20 protein-coding genes are annotated in these 19,270 nt (G+C 39.8%); 4 read left to right on the forward strand and 16 right to left on the reverse strand.

What is annotated here, in order from left to right:
- Window positions 1-10 precede the first annotated feature (10 nt).
- Together CD039_RS09480 and CD039_RS09485 are read right to left on the reverse strand one after the other, a co-directional pair.
- Window positions 11-1,060, reverse strand: coding sequence for an ABC transporter permease (locus tag CD039_RS09480; RefSeq protein WP_103372105.1), 1,050 nt, complete (start codon window positions 1,058-1,060; stop codon window positions 11-13).
- Between the two features lie 25 nt (window positions 1,061-1,085).
- Window positions 1,086-1,457, reverse strand: a complete 372-nt coding sequence (locus tag CD039_RS09485; RefSeq protein WP_240595129.1) for a YbgA family protein — start codon at window positions 1,455-1,457, stop codon at window positions 1,086-1,088.
- Window positions 1,458-1,582: 125 nt separating this feature from the next.
- On the opposite strand from CD039_RS09485, the gene CD039_RS09490 reads away from it, so the two are divergent.
- Window positions 1,583-2,008, forward strand: coding sequence for a pyridoxamine 5'-phosphate oxidase family protein (locus tag CD039_RS09490; protein WP_103372107.1), 426 nt, complete (start codon window positions 1,583-1,585; stop codon window positions 2,006-2,008).
- A 139-nt stretch (window positions 2,009-2,147) separates the two neighbouring features.
- Here CD039_RS09490 and CD039_RS09495 read toward each other — a convergent pair whose 3' ends face one another.
- Both CD039_RS09495 and fmdA read right to left on the reverse strand, forming a co-directional pair.
- Window positions 2,148-2,414, reverse strand: a complete 267-nt coding sequence (locus CD039_RS09495; protein WP_049408304.1) for an FmdB family zinc ribbon protein — start codon at window positions 2,412-2,414, stop codon at window positions 2,148-2,150.
- Complete coding sequence (gene fmdA, locus CD039_RS09500) at window positions 2,414-3,607, reverse strand: formamidase (protein ID WP_103372108.1); 1,194 nt, start codon at window positions 3,605-3,607, stop codon at window positions 2,414-2,416. Before fmdA ends, CD039_RS09495 begins: the two co-directional genes overlap by 1 nt.
- Window positions 3,608-4,296: 689 nt before the next feature.
- On the opposite strand from fmdA, the gene CD039_RS09505 reads away from it, so the two are divergent.
- Both CD039_RS09505 and CD039_RS09510 read left to right on the forward strand, forming a co-directional pair.
- On the forward strand, window positions 4,297-4,521 hold the full coding sequence (locus CD039_RS09505; protein WP_103372109.1) for a hypothetical protein: 225 nt from the start codon (window positions 4,297-4,299) through the stop codon (window positions 4,519-4,521).
- A 185-nt stretch (window positions 4,522-4,706) separates the two neighbouring features.
- The gene (locus tag CD039_RS09510; RefSeq protein WP_103372110.1) at window positions 4,707-5,912 is read left to right on the forward strand and encodes a macrolide family glycosyltransferase; all 1,206 of its coding nucleotides are present in this window, start codon (window positions 4,707-4,709) and stop codon (window positions 5,910-5,912) included.
- Window positions 5,913-6,024: 112 nt separating this feature from the next.
- Here CD039_RS09510 and CD039_RS12095 read toward each other — a convergent pair whose 3' ends face one another.
- The 7 genes from CD039_RS12095 to CD039_RS09545 form a co-directional block, all read right to left on the reverse strand.
- Entirely contained in the window at window positions 6,025-6,237 is a 213-nt protein-coding gene (locus CD039_RS12095) for a hypothetical protein (RefSeq protein WP_240595131.1), read from the reverse strand.
- Between the two features lie 363 nt (window positions 6,238-6,600).
- Window positions 6,601-7,269: an MgtC/SapB family protein gene (locus CD039_RS09520; protein WP_002472642.1), complete on the reverse strand. Its 669-nt coding sequence runs from the start codon at window positions 7,267-7,269 to the stop codon at window positions 6,601-6,603.
- A 66-nt stretch (window positions 7,270-7,335) separates the two neighbouring features.
- Window positions 7,336-8,943, reverse strand: coding sequence for an FMN-binding glutamate synthase family protein (locus CD039_RS09525; RefSeq protein ID WP_103372111.1), 1,608 nt, complete (start codon window positions 8,941-8,943; stop codon window positions 7,336-7,338).
- Window positions 8,944-9,406: 463 nt separating this feature from the next.
- Window positions 9,407-10,534 (reverse strand): M20 family metallopeptidase, encoded by a 1,128-nt coding sequence (locus CD039_RS09530; protein ID WP_167386255.1) that lies wholly within the window; start codon window positions 10,532-10,534, stop codon window positions 9,407-9,409.
- 12 nt (window positions 10,535-10,546) lie between these two features.
- Window positions 10,547-11,368 carry a MurR/RpiR family transcriptional regulator gene (locus CD039_RS09535; RefSeq protein WP_103372113.1) on the reverse strand — a complete coding sequence of 274 codons (822 nt, stop codon included), beginning with the start codon at window positions 11,366-11,368 and terminating at the stop codon, window positions 10,547-10,549.
- Window positions 11,369-11,380: 12 nt separating this feature from the next.
- Window positions 11,381-12,256 carry a succinylglutamate desuccinylase/aspartoacylase family protein gene (locus tag CD039_RS09540; protein ID WP_167386256.1) on the reverse strand — a complete coding sequence of 292 codons (876 nt, stop codon included), beginning with the start codon at window positions 12,254-12,256 and terminating at the stop codon, window positions 11,381-11,383.
- Between the two features lie 27 nt (window positions 12,257-12,283).
- Window positions 12,284-13,666 (reverse strand): YfcC family protein, encoded by a 1,383-nt coding sequence (locus tag CD039_RS09545; RefSeq protein ID WP_240595133.1) that lies wholly within the window; start codon window positions 13,664-13,666, stop codon window positions 12,284-12,286.
- Between the two features lie 334 nt (window positions 13,667-14,000).
- Here CD039_RS09545 and CD039_RS09550 point away from each other — a divergent pair, with 334 nt between their 5' ends.
- The gene (locus CD039_RS09550; protein ID WP_103372115.1) at window positions 14,001-15,239 is read left to right on the forward strand and encodes an acetylornithine deacetylase; all 1,239 of its coding nucleotides are present in this window, start codon (window positions 14,001-14,003) and stop codon (window positions 15,237-15,239) included.
- 338 nt (window positions 15,240-15,577) lie between these two features.
- Here the strand turns inward: CD039_RS09550 and CD039_RS09555 are convergent, their stop codons facing one another.
- Genes CD039_RS09555 through CD039_RS09575 form a run of 5 tightly spaced genes read right to left on the reverse strand, consistent with a single transcriptional unit; the run spans window position 15,578 to window position 19,224 of the window.
- Entirely contained in the window at window positions 15,578-16,576 is a 999-nt protein-coding gene (locus CD039_RS09555; RefSeq protein WP_103372116.1) for a ThiF family adenylyltransferase, read from the reverse strand.
- Window positions 16,576-17,343 carry a thiazole synthase gene (locus CD039_RS09560; RefSeq protein ID WP_002472666.1) on the reverse strand — a complete coding sequence of 256 codons (768 nt, stop codon included), beginning with the start codon at window positions 17,341-17,343 and terminating at the stop codon, window positions 16,576-16,578. The genes CD039_RS09555 and CD039_RS09560 overlap by 1 nt, the downstream gene beginning before the upstream one ends.
- 1 nt (window position 17,344) lies before the next feature.
- Window positions 17,345-17,545, reverse strand: coding sequence for a sulfur carrier protein ThiS (gene thiS, locus CD039_RS09565; RefSeq protein WP_103372117.1), 201 nt, complete (start codon window positions 17,543-17,545; stop codon window positions 17,345-17,347).
- On the reverse strand, window positions 17,529-18,647 hold the full coding sequence (gene thiO / locus CD039_RS09570; RefSeq protein ID WP_103372118.1) for a glycine oxidase ThiO: 1,119 nt from the start codon (window positions 18,645-18,647) through the stop codon (window positions 17,529-17,531). The genes thiS and thiO overlap by 17 nt, the downstream gene beginning before the upstream one ends.
- Window positions 18,640-19,224, reverse strand: a complete 585-nt coding sequence (locus CD039_RS09575; protein WP_142384383.1) for a thiamine phosphate synthase — start codon at window positions 19,222-19,224, stop codon at window positions 18,640-18,642. Before CD039_RS09575 ends, thiO begins: the two co-directional genes overlap by 8 nt.
- Window positions 19,225-19,270 lie beyond the last annotated feature (46 nt).

The following is a 19,270-nucleotide window of genomic DNA, read 5'->3' on the forward strand; positions in this document are numbered from 1 at the left end:
TAACTGCCTCCTAACCTATCGCTTTCAACGGGTCTATCTTACGGATACTGAGTATTGAGAACACACTGCCTAATAGCGATATCACGATGAGTGCCACACCAAAGAGCAGCAGCGTGAGTAAGTCCAGTTTAATTGGCACTGCGTCTGGCAAGAATTCACTCGTCAACAATGTCAATCCAAAGCCTATCACTGTACCAATCAATGCGAGAATGAAGGTTTGTGATAGAACCACTTTGCTGAGATAGCCGTTCGTAAAGCCTTGTGCTTTCAAGACACCGAAGAGTTGTTTCTTCTGTAAAGTCATCACATATAAGAACACGCCGATAACTGTTGCAGATATGATAAATAAGAACGTAATCATAAAGTTTAATGTTAAATTTTGCGGTTTGTAACCAGGAAGTTGTTCGATAAAGTTATCCATACTGACCGCTTCAAGCTTGCTATCGAGCGATTTGTCTTTCCACTTCTTATCTTTCACTACGACAGCGTTCACTTTGTCGCCCTGTAGCTGTGGATTAACTTTCGCTACTGTTTGATTGTTTGCGAAGATTACAGGTGAAGCGTTGTATTTCGCACTTTCTGTCACGCCGACGACTTTCAATTTCACGTCAGATTGTGACAAACTGAGCTGATCGCCCACCTTAAATCCTTTATTTGCTAAGGATTGGTCAATCATCACTTCTTTATCTTTATGGACTTTGTGTCCTTTCACAATCTTAGGGACAAGGAATGAGGGTTGTTCAGTTCCGAACATCAATGCGTTCTCTTCGTCTTTCCCATTCGACGCTATGACGCCCGTTTGTTTAAGTGTCGCTTGTTTCTTATACTTGCCGTCCACTTTGTCCTTATCCACGATAGATTGCGCTACCGTTTGATTGGCATCTTTGTTCATGACGATCGCGTCCGCATTCCACTTTTTAATGCCTTCTGTATTCATGTTAATTAGCCCTTTTGCTAACCCTGATAGTAAAAATAATAAATAACTGATGAGTATCAAGATACAAATAATTAGACTAAATTTGAGCTTATTTCTCTTAATTTCATTCCATGCTAGAAACATTGTTTTCCTCCATCATTCACACATTTTATTGCAATATGCGACTTTCTAATAAATATTCCGACTCGTAACGTTGTGCTAACACTCTCAAGTAGTCACGCAAGTCTGATGCAGGGCGCGTGCCACTTTTGAATTGACGCTTCAATTTCTTGTAATGCTTTTTCTCATCGGAAGTCGCTTCATTTTTAAAATAACCCCACATATGATCTGCAGAATTAATAATATTGTTCTTCTTCGGCTCATATTTCAACGCTTGAATGATGAGCTTCTCGATTTCTTTGTACGAGGGGTCCCCTTTCAAACGCTCTCTAATTTCATCATATGTACGGTGGCTATACCATAACACACGGTACTTCTCTGTCCGCCACAATAATTCAATACGACCGCGCTCTTTCATCATGTCATCTCCTTACTACGTCTTTATCTTTACATATTCCCGTTTTGAATACGAATTATTACCTTTGTAAAGCAAATAAGTGTAGTCAGATTTGTGATCGGGTAAATGATGAGTGAGGTGATAATGCTATGAGTAAAGAACAAGTTAAGACAGAAATTGAGAAGATCCTTGAACAATCTAAAGTAGGTGTCCTATCTACTGCTCATAACAACGTTCCAAACAGTAGATATATGATTTTCTATAACGATGATTTCACACTTTATACTAAAACGAACATCGAATCTGAAAAAATACAAGAATTCAAAGACAATCCTCGCGCACACATCTTACTCGGTTTCGACGATACCAACAATCGCAGTTTCTTAGAAATTGACGCTGAAGTTGAAATCTTAAAAGACCAAGAAACAATTGATTGGTTATGGCAAAAACAAGATAAATCCTTCTTCGATTCTAAAGATGACCCAGATTTATGTGTCATCAAAGCGACACCTAAACAAGTGAAAGTAATGAATGATGACAATGTGGATTCACCACGTACGATTGAAATGGATTAACCTAATTAGATAATAAATCACTATTATCGCACTACGGTGACGGCAACCCCTATCACCGTAGTGCTTTTTTATGACACTGAAAAGCCACTTCTTGCAGGCGGATATCTTCAACCTCTTCAAGAAGTGACTAATAATAAGTTTAATGCCCTGTCATCCAAGGACGAGCATTTTTATTCGGTTTCTTCTGTTGTTTCGGCAAATCTTTGCCTTTTACAAGACGTGGTTCCTGTCCGCGTTCAATACGTTTCTTCAATTTCGAATCCATGCGTCCTGTCTGCGGAGCGCTAAAGACACGCGTGGAACGTTGCCCGCACTTAGGACACTCTGCCTCGTCGTGATTCGCGTTCATCGACTGTCTAATCGTGAACTCTGCACAGTCAGGACATTCGTAAGTATAGTTTGGCATTAGTCTTCAGGATCCAATTTAGGCATAATGTCGCCTTTGAAGATTTCGCGTGGTAAGGCAATCGTACAGCAAGAGTTTGGTACGTCGACAATTCCTGCAACAGTACCTTGAACGGGAGCTGAACCGAGTAACATGAAGGCTTGTTCACCAGTGAAACCACGTGTCTTCAAGAACTCAATCGCGTTGAGACATGCATTACGATACGCTGTATTCGCGTTTAAGTATGTTTGTTCACCGCTAAATTCATCTACTGAAATACCTTCGAAGACGATGTAGTCATTGTAGTTCGGTAGCAATGGACTTGGTTTGAATGCCGGATTCTTCTTGATTTGATATTTGTCCATACCGCCTTTAATCACATTCACGCGCAAGTCGACCCAACCTGGCATTTCGATTCCACCACAGAATGTGATTTCACCATCACCTTGTGAGAAGTGTAAGTCACCGATTGACAGTTTCGCACCGTCAACATGAACTGGGAAATAGACACGTGAACCACGAGATAGGTTCTTGATATCATAGTTACCACCGTTTTCACGTGGAGGTACTGTACGGGCACCTTCTTTGGCTACTTTGTCAAAGTCTTTACCTTTCAATGTTCCGGCAACGACTTGGTCCGTATCTGGTAAGTATGCGAATGGTGGTTCGCGATCAGGATCTTGTTCTACGAGTTTCTTCTCGCGACGGTTCCATTCATCTAACATTTCTTGAGAAGGCGCTACACCGATAAGTCCAGGATGGATGACCCCTGTAAATTCAACACCTGGTACGTGACGACTCGTCGCATAAACACCATTAAAGTCCCAAATGGATTTCTGCGCATCAGGGTAATGATCGACTAAGAAACTGCCGCCATTCGTTTTATCAAAAATACCATTGAAGCCCCATTCATGTTCTGGAAAAGCCCCAATATCTAAAATATCTACGACAAGTAAGTCTCCCGGCTCAACGCCATTCACGTGGACAGGACCACTCAATACGTGGACGCGGTTTAAATTCGCATATTTAATATCACTTGGATCGTCGTTATTACCGACTTGGCCATCTGTCCAGTCTAAACATTCCATACGGAAAGATTCCCCTGGATCTACTGAGAATGCTGCTGGAATGTCTGGATGCCATCGGTTATGTCCTGGGTGATCTTGTTGATCCATCTTCTTATTTAGGTCTACGTGAAATAATTTCTTCGGCATGATAATTCCCCCATTTATCATTTTCACTTTTTGAGTAGGAAGGCAGTCTTAAATGTGAGGTAATGTTTTTCAATTACTCATAAGTAGTTATTCGCATTTTATGATTTTTGAACCATCCTCGACAGTTAGGCACCAGTTCCGTTGCACTCATCCTGTCACAATGTTTCATTATCTTATCCCTACATTACAGATAGGCATAGTATCTGAACATCTAGGCAAATTTTTAACAAAATTGTTGTTTCAAAATACGCTATTGTTTCATATTTAACCTTTCTTAAGTGTAATCAATTCCATATTTTGTCTTTCATGTCATACTTCTTTGTATGCTTAAAATGAAATATTTTAATCACTGAGATATTCCGATTTAACAGATAGGCATAGTTTTTAAACAGTTAGGAAGAATGCCTACCTATTTTGGTTTCATTTTCACTGATTACTTACTCTATTTTTATGAAATTGATAATCAATGTCAATAATTAAACTTCAAACTTCTCTGATAAATGAGTTAATTCGTAGAAAGTTCTTATTTCAATTATTTTATCTGACAAGACAGTTAGGCATAAATACGTACACTTACGCACTCAAATCAGCTGAAAGTGAAACGACTTGGCTCATCTCTTCCTAGACGTATGATTGATTTTACTCCAAACGGGAAATGAAATAATGAAACAGACAAGGAGTGATATTGAATGAGTATGATCGATGAACGTATGGCGAAAGATATTGAAGATAAGCCGTCACGCGCAGAAGCTGAAGGCGATTGGAATTCTGAACAAGAAATGCAGCAGAATGCATTCGAACGCTTAGGCAAAGACTCAGTCATCATTGAAACACTCGTCATCATGAACGTCGTATTTGCCGCAGCAACATTTGGCTTAATCGGCGCATTAATTTACGCGTTGAAGAAAGACTAAGCGCAAGTCAGACACATAAGTAAAGTTGATCTATTTCAGGATGGGACGAGAAATCGTAATGATTTCAGTTCCGTCCTTTTTTAGTGCGTTAGCTTATTTTGTATTAGCAATAGTTTTTATTACATTTTAAAATTCTAAAAATGATAAAATGTCTTTGCATAAATCTACAAAAGGAGGACAATCTCATGAGTAACGTCTTGATGGTTAACGTCGGATCAGAAGGTCATATCAATCCGACGATTTCAGTCGTACAGCGACTCGTTGAACAAGGCGAACACGTCGTTTACTACGCCTCAGACAATTTCGCAGACAAACTCAAACAAACTGGTGCGGAAATTCGACCGATTTCGACAGAAGCGCTGATGACCCAATTTCGACATTATGGTAACGATAACCTCTTTAATGTCATTAACGGTCTACTACGGATGGGCAATGTGGTGATTCCTGAAGTGCTAAATGGTATTAAAGGTGAGCACTACGACTATCTCATCTACGACTCAATGTTCAGCATGGGCTACTGCATTGCGCAACATCTCGACATTCCGTCTATCTCACTCTACGCCTCTTTCGCTGAAAATAAGACGACTTTCGACCAGAAATTAGAGGGTATGGCGCATGTCCTAAGTGATGATGAAGTTGCGAAAGCTGATAACATCTTCGACGATCTGAAACAGCATATAGAAACGAAATACGATGTCGAGATCCCTTCCCGCTACGTGGTGATGCAGAATCCTGCTGATCTCAATATCACTTTCGTTATGAAAGGTTTCCAGTCCAATAAGAACCTTATACCAGATGACCAATTTATTTACGCTGGACCTTCACTACGTCACGTCGAACAAGACACTGAATTTCTTAATAATATTGATAATTCACGTCCACTTATTTACATTTCGCTTGGAACGGTATTTAACAGCAATCAACGTTTCTTTGAACAATGCGTTGAAGCTTTCAGCGATATCGATGCGACTGTGCTTATGTCGATCAGTAATCCAGATGTGCTGAATGCGCTGAATGACTTCCCTGACAACTTTATCGTGAAGTCGTATGTGCCACAGCTTGAAGTGTTGAAACGTGCAGATCTCTTTCTCACTCATGGTGGCATGAACAGTACCAACGAAGGGATTTATTATCATGTGCCGTTGATCGCGTTTCCTCAAGGCGCAGACCAACCGTTTGTGGCGAAGCGTATCGCAGAGCTGAATATTGGCACGCATATGGATACAGCCCACATTTCAGCCGAGGATATTAAAAGTGAAGCTTCACACATTCTCGACCATCTTGACGAGTATCAAGCAAATGTACGTAAAGTTGCCGAAGATCAACCATACGATGAGCCAGGTTATATCGTAGCTGCAGATAAAATAATGGCATTCGGGCGTAAATCATAGAAATTTATACCGGTTGTAACTGAAATGAAGACGACTAGCGTTCGTATGCGTCGTCTTCATTTTAGTTTTGCATTCCATAATAGTTAGAAACGTTGATATACTAATACCGTGATTAGTGGTCCAACTCCACACTTTTAATCTTCGGAATTTCAGGAAGAAAGCCATACTGGATCTCCATTTCTAATTCAGCCGGTTGACCGTTCACTTCTACACGATAATATCCTACATGCCCACTTCCTTGGTTATCGGCCTGTCTTTCAATAGAAATATGCTTCTGAGTCTTTAAAAAGTGATATGTACTATTATCATTAGCTACTTTTCTCAACTTTGCATTATTCTAATCTTTTACATACTGGTTCAATTGCTTTTCACCCGAGTGACATGCCCAGACATCAAATAAGAAAAAGTTCGCAATAATATACGCTACCGCTAAAATAACGAGAATTCCTATAACATAAAATATTTTCTTCACATAAATTATCCTTTTATCAAAAATTTATAATCAACGATAACATAATGATATATATTTATCTACATTACCTCCTTTCTATTACACTCTTTCATCCCGTTTCATTATTCACTTCACTCGTGACCCTCTCCGCCTTTTACCACCAGCATCACTCAATCCCCTTTTACCATCAAAAAACGCTCATAGAAGCTAAACTACAACTTCTATGAGCGTTCTATATTAACCTACAGCTTTAATATCATCTAAATTAACTAAGTTCTCAATCATCGCATTGTTGTCGTAACCTTTCGCTGCCACTTTACCTGTCACATTCAGATAAATCATATCTCGATCTATCTTAAAGATATAGAAAGAAATACGTTCGATACCGTGTGACTCCAACAATTCTACAATCTCGCGTTTCAACTGAGGTGTATAAGAGGCTTCAATCGTAAATTTAATCGTCTCTTTACGAATGATAATCTCATGAAGGAAACGCGCACGCATAAAGTATTGGATAATCACAATCAGAATCGTCGTAACGATCCCAATAAAGTACATGCCAGCACCGAGCGCCATACCAATACCTGACATGATCCATAATCCTGCTGCTGTCGTTAACCCGTTGATGTTTGAGTTACGAATCAGAATCGTGCCGGCACCGATAAAGCTGATACCGCTGACAACTTGAGCAGCAACACGTGATGGGTCTAGCGCAATGTTCGTCTGACCTAACAAATCATCGAAACTATACTTCGAAATGATGATAAAGAGTGCTGAAGCTGCACTGACGAGAATATGCGTACGTACACCCGCAGCTTTCATCCGCTGTGCACGTTCGTAACCCATCACCGAACCACAAACTGCTGCGACGAAGATTCTTAGAAAGAGGTCTAATTGAAATAACATATTATCCCTTCTTTCACGCCATGCATGATTTCAACTTCCTCTTAATTATTCTACTATAATTTCAATTTAAGCAGAATCAGATTGGCCTTTCAATGCAGTCTCTGTGAGTTTCAATTTATAGTCATGAATCGTTTGAAGTGAACCGTCTTTACGTTTCAAGATGATGTGATCGCGTGTAATCTGTGTAGGACTTGAAACGCCTACTGCGGCTGCAATTGTAAACAGACCTTCATGTAAGCTCGTAATATAGTTCGTCACACGATATTTCTTCTCATCAATAATCAACGCGCGTTCACGTTTAGGATCTGTTGTCGCAACCCCAACTGGACACGTATTCATGTGACATTGTTGACTCATGATACAACCTACGCTGATCATCATACCACGCGCAACGTTGATTAAATCTGCACCTAGACCGAGCGCGATCGCAATCTTGTCTGGCGTTACGAGTTTACCTGACGCGAAGATCTTCACCTTGTCGCGCACACCGTATTTTTCCAACATGCCTGAAACGATTGGAAGTGCTGTGAAGAGTGGAAGTCCGACACCGTCTTGTAACTCTTGGAATGTCGCACCTGTACCACCTTCACCGCCATCGACAGTGATAAAGCTTGGGTACGTATCCGTTTCAACCATCGTCTTAACGAGGTCTTCGATTTCATGTACGCGGCTAACCACAATCTTGAAACCAACTGGCTTCTGACCATGCGTTTCGAGTTTCTTCACCCAACTCAATAGCTCTTTATTGTTGTTAATATGTGCGAAACGGTTTGGAGAGTTAATCGTCTTCCAAGGTTCCACATTACGAATTTCCGCAATTTCTTCTGTTACCTTGTTACCTTCCATGTGACCGCCACGTGTCTTCGCACCTTGAGCAAGTTTCACTTCAAAGGCACGAACCTTTTCACGACGCGCTTGTTTCAAGAACATATCTAAATCGAAGTCGCCTTCTTTATTGCGGACACCGAACATACCTGGTCCGATTTGGAAGATAATATCCGCGCCACCTTCGAGATGATATTTAGATAGACCACCTTCACCTGTATTCATCCAAGTTCCAGCTTGTCCTAGTCCCATGGAAAGTGCTGTGATCGCACGTCCACCAAGGGCACCGTAACTCATACCTGACTGACCCACGAGCCTTTTAATCGTAAAAGGATGTTGAAGATGACTACCTAAGACAATCGCATCATCGTCCGCGAGATAGAACGGATCAATTTCAGTCTTATGAATCTTCTCATCACGGTTGAAGAGACGTTCGTTCTTGATCTTGTAGATAAAAGTCGAAATCATATGTGACTGATCGACGTTAAGCTCAGATTCTTGTTTCGGATACATGGCGTTCTGAATAAAGAACCCATCTTCATATGGATACAATGTACCGTAACTGGACATACGTGAATTATATTTCCCTGCGATAACGATATTCTTATAATCGCTACGTGAGAAAGGCTTCCCTTGCGTATCTTCAGAGAACAAGTATTGACGCATCTCTGGACCAATCTTCTCTAAGAAATAACGTACACGCGCAAGTAATGGATAGTTTCTTAACACACTGTGATGCTTCTGCGTCTTATCTTTGAAATAGAAAGCAATGGCAGTAATAATGCCGAAAAGTAGAACTCCTACAACTAATACGTTGATGATTAGTTGTAGTATCGTAAGAAATGTCATGACTTTATCCCCCAATATGTGAGTTTCATCGATTATACTGAGACACCGTGTAAGCTCCCCCGTGCTCATCCAGAGATATTGTAAGCGCTTTATCAAGTGATATAACAAAAAAGCAATCATCGCCCTCTGACTGCTTTAAATGTTGTGTACCCTAGACAGTTCGTGTAGTCAAAAAGTAACTTACAATATTTGGTTATCAATCGTTATGTTATCGTTTTAAATTAAAACGAACTCAAAAAATTAAACCTATTCAGCATTGTATTATTCTACATTTTCATTTGTTTTTCAAGGCGTAACAACGGGATTTTGTAAAAAGTGAAAAATCAAAAATAGTACGAAAAATTTGCGGGGTTGAACTAAAATAAGCCTCCACACTCATTAAGAATATGTGGAGACTTTAAGTTGAATTTATTTATTATGAAAAAGAAATAATAGCTATTATTAATAACAACTTTTACAACAGTTATAGCTTCTCAATTAACGTCGCTAATAAAGCAGTTCTATCTGAGACATAATTGACATTTATATGTTCATTACGGGCATGAGGGCCCCCGCCCACACCACCTAGGCCATCTAATGTAGGTGTGCCTTGGGCTGCAATAAAACTACCATCACTACCACCACCTACAGCTACTTCTTCAAGTTCAAAGCCTAATTCATTAGCATAACTCCGCGCCTTATTAAAAAGTATTACTGTTTGTTTAGTTCTTTCCATAACAGGTCGAACTTCTCCGCCTTCGATTTCTATTTTTATTTTTTCATTACTTGATGATAAATTCTTTATTTTTTCATCAATTTGTTGACCTATTTCATTCTCGACGACTCTTACATCTACTTTAATTTCAGCGAAATCCGGTCGTACATTAATACCTGTTCCGCCACTAATTAGGCCAACATTCACTGTAGTCCCTTCTTCATAATCAGTTAAACCTTCTAATTTCTGAGTAAATATTGCTGCTTCAAGAATTGCACTTTCACCCTTCTCATGGTCATTTCCTGCATGCGAATTTTTACCATGAAATTGGATTTTATAACGATAGATACCTTTTCTAAATGTCTTGAGCGCGCCTTGTTCTCCGGTAGCAGCTTCCGCCACTAAACCATATTTGCTTTGACGAGCAGCTTCTTCGATATACGGTCGGGATGTGGGAGAAGCGATACCTTCGTGGTCTCCATTGAACAAGACTTTCACTCGTTTATTCAATGCTTTATTATTCTCCTTTAAAGCACGTAAACTCCAGAGAATTTGAACTACACCTGTCTTCATATCAATAACTCCCGGCCCATATATTATGTTATCTTCTTCAATTAGCTCCAAATCTCCTTTATCCCAAACTGTATCAAAATGTCCACTAAGTAAAATTTGTTCTTTACCTTCCCCTATTTCAAAGGTAATATGATTCCCTGTTTCATTTTGTTTAATAACATTCGGCGTAATTCCCAAGTATCTTTTAATAGCATTTTGAATCCAGTCTCCAGCTTGATCAACTGCATTTTTGTCCGAGGTAGGTGATTCAAGTTGAACTAACTGTTTGATATCACTAATAATTTCATCCTTGTGCATCTCTATATAATGTTGGATGTCAGACATCATATCTCCTCCTTATTCGATCAAATCATCGGAACTATCATTTAATTTTTCTAAATTTTGGATTCTTGATTTTACTTCATCTTTATACCGCTCTCTATATCTTGTGACGAAGACATTCAATAAACTAATAACTGGTGCAATCTCGTTATAACCACTGACATCACGGTTTGTTTTTGCTAGAAAGATTTTATCTGAAATATCGTAAATCGGTGAGAGTCGACTATCGGTAATTCCGATAATGCAAGCCTGTTGCTTTTTAGCATTTTTAATAAAGTGAACTGTGTCTTTGTGATAACGCGGAAAAGAAATGGCTACTACACAATCTTCTTCTGAAACATCCATTAAAAATCTATTTACTTGATCGCGATTTACAATTATCACATTAGGTTTATAATTGGCGAATACATGACTGAACCAATAAGCTGCACCGTACGCTGTATTGTTCCCAATAATATATATTGTTCGAGTTTGATGTAGCAATGTTACAATATCATCTACTTGTTTAACATCTAATGTATGAGCCATCTCTTGAATGAGTTCTCTATCACGTTCCATAGTTTCTACATAACTTTTAGAAGTAGAAGTTGTTTTATTTTTGACGTCAAACACATACTCTCTAATCGCGTTTTGCATTTCAGTATAGCCACCATAGCCAATCGTATAAGCGAAACGTATAATCGTAGCTTCGCTAACCTCAGTCACTTCCTGTAATTTAGCTAAGGTCAGATAACTTGCCTCACGTGAATGATTCAGAATATAGTTAGCTACTTTCTTCTTACCTGCAGTTAATGTTGTGAATTCAGATTCAATCTTTTGTATAACATTATCCGTCATTACTTAATCTCCTTACATATTATTTTCTGCTATCCTTACCATACGCTCTCCTGAAAAACAATAGCGTGGACGATTAATCGCTGCAATATAACCATCAAATGGAGCTTGTACCTTTTCATTATCTAACATACCTAAGATATCACCTTTTTTACAACGCGTACCAGCACTCATGTAAGGACGAAAGAAAGCGTGTCTATTCGATTTCATAGTCGTCATCTTATGATGAAATTGAACATACTTATCTTCGACATCGTTTTCACTTGGAATATTCCCTGTATAACGGAAGAGATCTTTAAGCTTTTTAAAAGTAGAATCAGCAGTGCTCACATCTACCACACCATCTGGCTGTCCACCTTTCATTTCAATCAGCATCGCCTGCTGCCCCTCATGACAAGCTTCAAGAAATAACTGTCCGCGTGCCCCACCAGTATGAACAATATTCTCAATGCCAAGTTTGCGTGCTAATGTATATTGATGATCATACTCACTATACAGTGACATGATATAAGTAGAACCGTGCTCACCACAGCAGTGTAAATCAATGATATAATCAGCATTTCTAGTCACTTCCCATATTTTATGAGCGAGTTGTTCAGTTTGCGTACCACTAGGATTTCCCGGGAAAATACGGTTTAAATCTATTCGATCATATGGTGAAACACGGTCGCGATTGAAGTAAGCTGGCTTGTTAACTATAGGTATAATTCTCACCGTACCTTTAGGAGGATGTTGGGTAAAATAATCAATGAATTGATATGCTGTGTAAATTGCTGTTTGTTCAACACCATGTATTCCTGCAGTAATGACAAGTTCAGGCCCCTTACCTTCCCCAAATGTATAAAGATCAAAGTTCGAAAGACTTGGTTCGTGATAAGTGATGCTTTCCATATACATTCTCCTTTCCTTATTTGAAATTTATGCTGGTCCATAGTGTATAAAGATTGCGATTATTACAAATATAATAGCTAATATTGACCAGATAATTACTAGCGGTAATGCGAACCGAACCCATTTAGAAAAAGGTACACCACCAATTGCAAGTACTGCCATTAATGTTCCTGAAACTGGGGTAATCATATTGGTGATTCCGTCACCCATCTTAAAAGCAATGACTGCAGTTTGACGGGTAATGTGTAAAACGTCAGAAAGTGGCGTCATTAACGGCATGACTACTGCTGCTTGCCCGCTCCCAGATGGCACAAGCAAATTGAATACCAAATTAAAAAGAAACATCATTACTCCACCGATAACTGTAGGCATATGACTTAAAGGAATAAACACACTATGAACGAGTGTATCTAGAATTTTTCCTTCCTCCATTAATATTGTTATAGAACGAGCAACTCCAATAATTAAAGCCCCAAATAGAATATTCTTAGCTCCACTAATAAATGTATGAATAAACTCATTAGGTTTAATACGTGCTACCATGGCAGTTAATACACCATCTATTATAAATAACGCTGATAATTCATTTACGTTCCAATCTTTTTGTAAAGATCCATAAACGAAGAGAAGTATAGTTAAAAAGAATAGAATAATAATTAACTTATGTTTCCATGTAAATTCTATTTTCTTATTGTTTTCTTCTTCACTTACACTTTCAAAAAATCGTTTTTCTCCCATTATACTTTTAGATGGATCTTTAGAGATTTTTTGCACATAATAAATTAAATAAGAAATAGTAGAAATCATAAATATGCAGAAAGTAATAACTCGAAAAACAGTACCTGAGAATATAGGCAATTTAGCTATTTTTTGAGCTACACCTAACGCAATAGGATCAAAAATTGGAGAGACCGCACCTACGTAATAAGAAAAATATATTATACCTATGCCGGCAATCGCATCTAAATTAAGTTTCCGAGCTAATATAACTCCCAATGGAATAAAAGCAATAACTGCATTAGCACTCACTCCAAAACCATGAATCAAACCGAAAGTAATACCTATGAATATTATAAGTAAATACTTATTACCACTTGTTTTATCAACTAATTTTTGAACTGCAGCATTAAAAGTTCCTTCACCTTCTATAACTGCAACCGCTCCTCCCATTATAAGAACTAAGAAGATAAGATCTGCTGTGTCAATAAGCCCTTTAGGAATTGCTTTAAATAAATCAAGTATATTTAACAAACCACTATCTACGTATTTAAAGCTCCCTGGTATAACTGTATTACTACTTCCCTTTGTAGCAAATTCACCTGATGGAATAATAAAACTCAATATCCAAACAATCGTGAGCAAACCAAATAAAATCACAAAAGTGTTCGGCATTTTAAATTTCTTTTTCATTTAACCGTCCCCTTTGTTTAGTAAGCGCTTACATAAAATAGTAAAGTAAATACTTCAATTAACGCATTAAATGAAGTATTTACTACAAATTACCACATTTACTCTTAAAATTCTAGAAAATAAGATATCTTTAGACAAAAAAGAAGTTTTATTACTTAATTTAAATTCTTAGAATTTATCACTAATATTAAGTAAAAAGTGCTAATAAGAATATTTACTAAGACTGAATGAAATATCCTCGTTCACCGCCAGCCCCACTCTCTCTGTAGCTTCCGTTGCTTATCTCCCCTACTTTGATACACTTTAACTAAAGACGATGAAAGGGAGATGTACGATGAATGAGAGATTATTTCACATACTTGAATTGTTAGTTAAGTATCAAACGGAAAGCCCACCTGCCCGCAACACAGATCCTCTTCAAGATGAGATTCAACACTTTCTAGAAGCGTTGGGCTTCGAAGTCAACCGCTATCCACTTTATGAGAACGATAGCATCATTAACGCGACGTTGAAAGGAAGTGATCCTACAGCACCTAAGCTCATTCTTAATGGTCACGTCGATGTCGCGCATGTTGGAGACAGTTCCGATTGGACCTATCCACCTTTCGAACTCACGCAAGTCGATGATTACTTGTACGGTCGTGGTGTGGCAGATATGAAAGGTGGCGTCGCTTCCTTATTATATGTATTAGAAAAGTTACGTCATGAGAATATTCAACCTCAAGGTGACATTATCGTGCAATCTGTAGTTGGCGAAGAAGTAGGAGAAGCCGGGACGAAGACCGCTTGTGAACACGCACCACAAGCCGATTTAGGATTAGTGCTCGACACCAGTGAACAAGTTGCTCAAGGTCAGGGCGGAGTTATTACCGGTTGGATTACCGTTAAAAGCTCTAAAACCGTACATGATGGTGCGCGCCAACAAATGATTCATGCAGGTGGAGGTTTATACGGTGCGAGTGCGATTGAGAAGATGTCCAAGGTTATTCAAGCATTAAATGAACTCGAGCGCCATTGGGCTGTGACGAAATCTTATCCTGATATGCCTGCAGGTTCTACGACGATTAATCCAGCTTATATTGAAGGAGGCAGACACCCTGCTTTCGTAGCCGATGAATGTAAGTTATGGATTACTGTGCATTATCTACCTAACGAGAATCATGATGAGATCGTTGCAGAAATTGAGGATTATCTCAACAAAGTAGCCGAAGCAGATGTGTGGTTACGCAACAATCCACTGCAATATGACTGGGGTGGCACGTCTATGATTGAAGACAAGAACGAAGTCTTTCCAAGCTTTACGATACCTACCGACCACCCAGGTTATGCGATGTTGCAACGTGCTCACGAACAAGTGATGCATCAACCGCTACAAGCGAATATGAGTACAACCGTGACCGATGGCGGATGGCTCGAGTATTTCGGCATTCCAACTATTCTCTACGGTCCGGGTGATTTAACTGAGGCACATAGTGTCGATGAGAAGATTAAAGTAGAGGAACTGGAACAATTCGCGCAGGTTCTTGAGGCCTTTTTAAGATCTTGGTATGAATCGCCGCAAAAAGGTCAATAAAGTAGGAAAGAAGCCAATAAATATTCAAACTTAAGACGCCCGGCATAGTAATAATTTAAATAACAGCTAATCAAACTCACGTAAGACCTGTAATACCCATCTCAGCCCATAAATAAAGAGGTCGGAACGGGCTCCGACCTCTTTATATTATACGGTTATAGGAATGGGAATAAGAGAACTTCTCATTGTTCTCTCGTTGTGCTTGCGTCTTTATATATCAGTAAGTATCAGATTCGTACATTATAATACCCTAGTCGTAACGTAGCGAAGTGACTTGCCACACTTCCTTCATGTATCTTATATCTCACGTTCTCCCATATATTTGTTATGACGCGAAATCATTTGAAACTTTTATTGATAGTATTAAAGAGTGTCTTAACATCTGTGTCTTCTGTCAGACCATGTACGTTCATACGTCCATCTTTGAATAACGTAAGGGTATAATCTTGATAATGGATAATGGTAGCAAAGTTATTTCTTTTCACAATCGTTCCCGGAAGTAACTCAGCATGGTCGAAGACTTGAGGCTTAAAACGAAATCGAATGGCATTGCCACACAAATCTTCTATCGGATGGTGTTCGTTATGATTCAATAACTGGTAATCGTGTTGGCTACACACACGACAGTCAGTATCTTTCAAAGCGTCAACATTCATCGTTTGATACTTGACTTGGAAGGTATCGATCGTCACAAGTTTTTTGGAAAAACCGTTACCACTGGCATAACGTAATAGCTCTGATACTTGCATACTTGCCACCTGTTGCACTACAGGTGGCAAGATGCCATTAATCGCACAACTTTCCGCTGTTTCAGGCATCTCCCCGAATAAACATTTTAAACAAGGACCCGTAAAGTCAAATGCGTAAACACTTCCTTTACTTCCAACTACTGCGCCATAAATCCACGGAATTTGCGCTTCGCACGCTGCTTCATTAATCAGATAACGCATTCTAAAGTTATCCATACCGTCAATAATGACATCAGGCTGCGTCCCACGAATCAGCTGACTGATGTTCGTGGGCGTAACTTCCATATATAATGTAGAAATCGGCACCTGAGAATTCACATTAGCTAATTTGTGTTTCAACGCTTTGACTTTAGGCAACATTTCAGCTACATCCTGCTCATCATACACAGCTTGTCGGTGTAAGTTCGACATTTCGACGATATCCATATCAGCAATCGTTAGTCGTCCTACACCCATGCGTACGAGCATTTCAGCCGTATGACTTCCTAAAGCACCTGCGCCAATAATCAGAACATGGAGCCCTTCTAATTGAGCTTGCCCTTGTTCACCAAACGGACCAAAGCGCGCTTGTCGTGCATAACGTGTCATTATAGATAGCCTAATCCTTCAGTTGGGCTAGAGGCTTGAGCTGTATATTTCACAGGAATACGACCTGCTTCGTACCCTAGACGACCCGCGTGAATGCCGAGTTTCATTGCTTCAGCCATTTTAACTGGATCTTTCGCACTGGAGATAGCCGTGTTTAACAAGATACCGTCAGCACCTAGTTCCATCGCTTGTGCAACGTCTTTCGGAGAGCCGATACCTGCGTCTACGATAACCGGCACGTTGGCTTGTTCGATGATATAGCGCAAGTTTAACGGGTTATTGATACCACGACCTGTGCCGATTGGCGAAGCGAGCGGCATGACCGCATGTACACCTAACTCTTCAAGACGTCTCGCTAACACGAGGTCGTTAGAAATGTACGGGCAAACTGTGTAACCTTTGTCTAACAACACTTTACATGCTTCATACGTCTCAAACGGATCAGGTAGTAACGTTTCATCGTCACCGATCACTTCGACTTTGATCATGTCACACACGCCTGCATGGTTCGCAATTTCGGCTATGCGAATCGCTTCTTTAGCTGTCTTAGCTCCTGCCGTATTTGGAAAAGTAGTAAATTGACTTAAATCCACATTCGCTAAAGGATTAGGTAATGACTTGTCATATAAATTCATACGACGTACTGCGAAAGTAAGTACTTCAGTTTCGGATGCTTCAATCGCTTTCGTTTGCGTCTCTTCATCTTCAAACTTTCCTGTTCCTAAAAATAGTCTTGACTTAAATTCGAAATTTCCAATTTTAAACATATTAACCGCCTCCTACGACTTCTAACAATTCTAATTTATCCGCTTCTTTCACGATGGCTTGCTCATATTGATCTCGCTTGAGCAAATCTTCATTGTGCTCGACAATGACGCGCTTCTCATCTAATTCAAGCTGTTGAATTACGTCATGTACGGACAATTCATTATCGAAAGTAAACGTATCGCCATTAATCACACACTTCATTCAATTCACCTCTCACATACGCAAAGTCATTGAGTGCCACGGGTTTCTGACCGTCAACTAGCCATTCTGCCATCAGTTCGCCGATAACAGGCGACAACAGAATTCCGTTACGATAATGCCCAGTGATAACGAACAACCCTTCTTCTATTTCGTCCATAATCGGCTGTTCACCACGGGTATACGGGCGGACACCAGACCAGTGCTTTAATACCTTACTGTTACGCAATCCAGGTATCTTGGCACACGCTTCGTCAAAGAGCCAATTTTTACCTGCTTCAGAAACACCTACTGAATAATCATCTCTCAAGCTCGTCGCTCCAATGAGAAACCGCGATTTATTCTTCGGCACTACATAACAGCCATTGGTCATAAAGACTGTTGTCTCAAGTTGGAGATCAGGATTCTCAACGAGCAGCACCTCACCTTTCACACCCGTCACTTGACGCTTCAACGCCTCATCTTCAAGTAAATCCGCACTCCAAGCACCACCAGCAACGATGACTTGTTCAGCCGTCAAACTTTCGCGATCTGTGTGCACCACATAACCTGAAGATGTACGTTCAATCGCTTGCGCCTCAGTCTGATACCAACGATGTACATTGCGCTTATTCAATGACTTGAGCAATGCTTTCGTATACTTGTTTGCGTTAATTTGATGGTCGTCCGGGATAAGCGTCGCGGCTAACCCCGCAACATCGATTTCACCATGCGTGTGTCGCTTTAATGCCTCACGATTCAAATCACGTACGAGCGGATTATATTTACTCAAGAATTGCGACTGCGCTTCCACAAAGTCGTTATCTTCCGACTGTGCAGCTAATTTGATGAGTCCTGTTTGTTTAAACTCAATATCAATGCCAACTTCTTCCCACAGACGCTCACTCAATTCTTCAAAGCGTGTCTGCGATTCTCTCGCCAATTCGTATAGCGGGCTATAATACGTGAACTCATTCTGCGCACCTAGCATGCCTCCTGCTTTATATGACGCATGCTTACCTGGCACATCGCGATCCAACACCGCAACGTTTAATTGTTTCGCACTTAATTCTCGCGCGATAGACATTCCCATGACTCCAGATCCTATGATGATGACATCATACATAATCGGACCATTCCTTTCTCAACGCCTTGATCTCTGACGTTGTGACATTTTCAAATAGTGAAATTGCTGCGATACCTGCAAATCCTTTCGGCAATTGTGAAATATTCGTGAGCGCAATTCCTCCCAACGCGACCACTGGTATGGGTTGAACGACTGCCTCTCTTATTTCTTCGGCTGTCCTTGGTGCTAAACCTGGCTTCGACTTTGTAGGAAAAATGTGTCCGTACAGCACAAAGTTGAGACCTAAATTGGCTGCCTGTTGTATTGTGGCTGCCGAATGTGTTGATTGACTGACGCGAATATTAGGGTGTGTTTCGATAAATGACTCTAGTTCCTCTGCACTTTCTTTAAAATGAATCGCACTTAAGTGTTGGCGTTCCAATAACTGAAGGTCATGATGCGCAATCAATTTATACTTTGGAAAGTCGTGTCTTAACAGACCTTCAATCCATTGCTCTAATTGTTCTCTCTGCATAGGCGTGCGTAATATTAAGCCGTCTATGTCTGCGGCGAGCGCACTATAGTGTTCTAAATCTTGTAATGTTAAATCTCGGTGCGGTGTGATTGCAATAAACAATGTCGTCACCCCAAATAAAAAAGACGTTATTTTTCCGGCTAGAAAA

This window comes from Staphylococcus argensis, assembly GCF_002902305.1.
Lineage (GTDB): Bacteria > Bacillota > Bacilli > Staphylococcales > Staphylococcaceae > Staphylococcus > Staphylococcus argensis.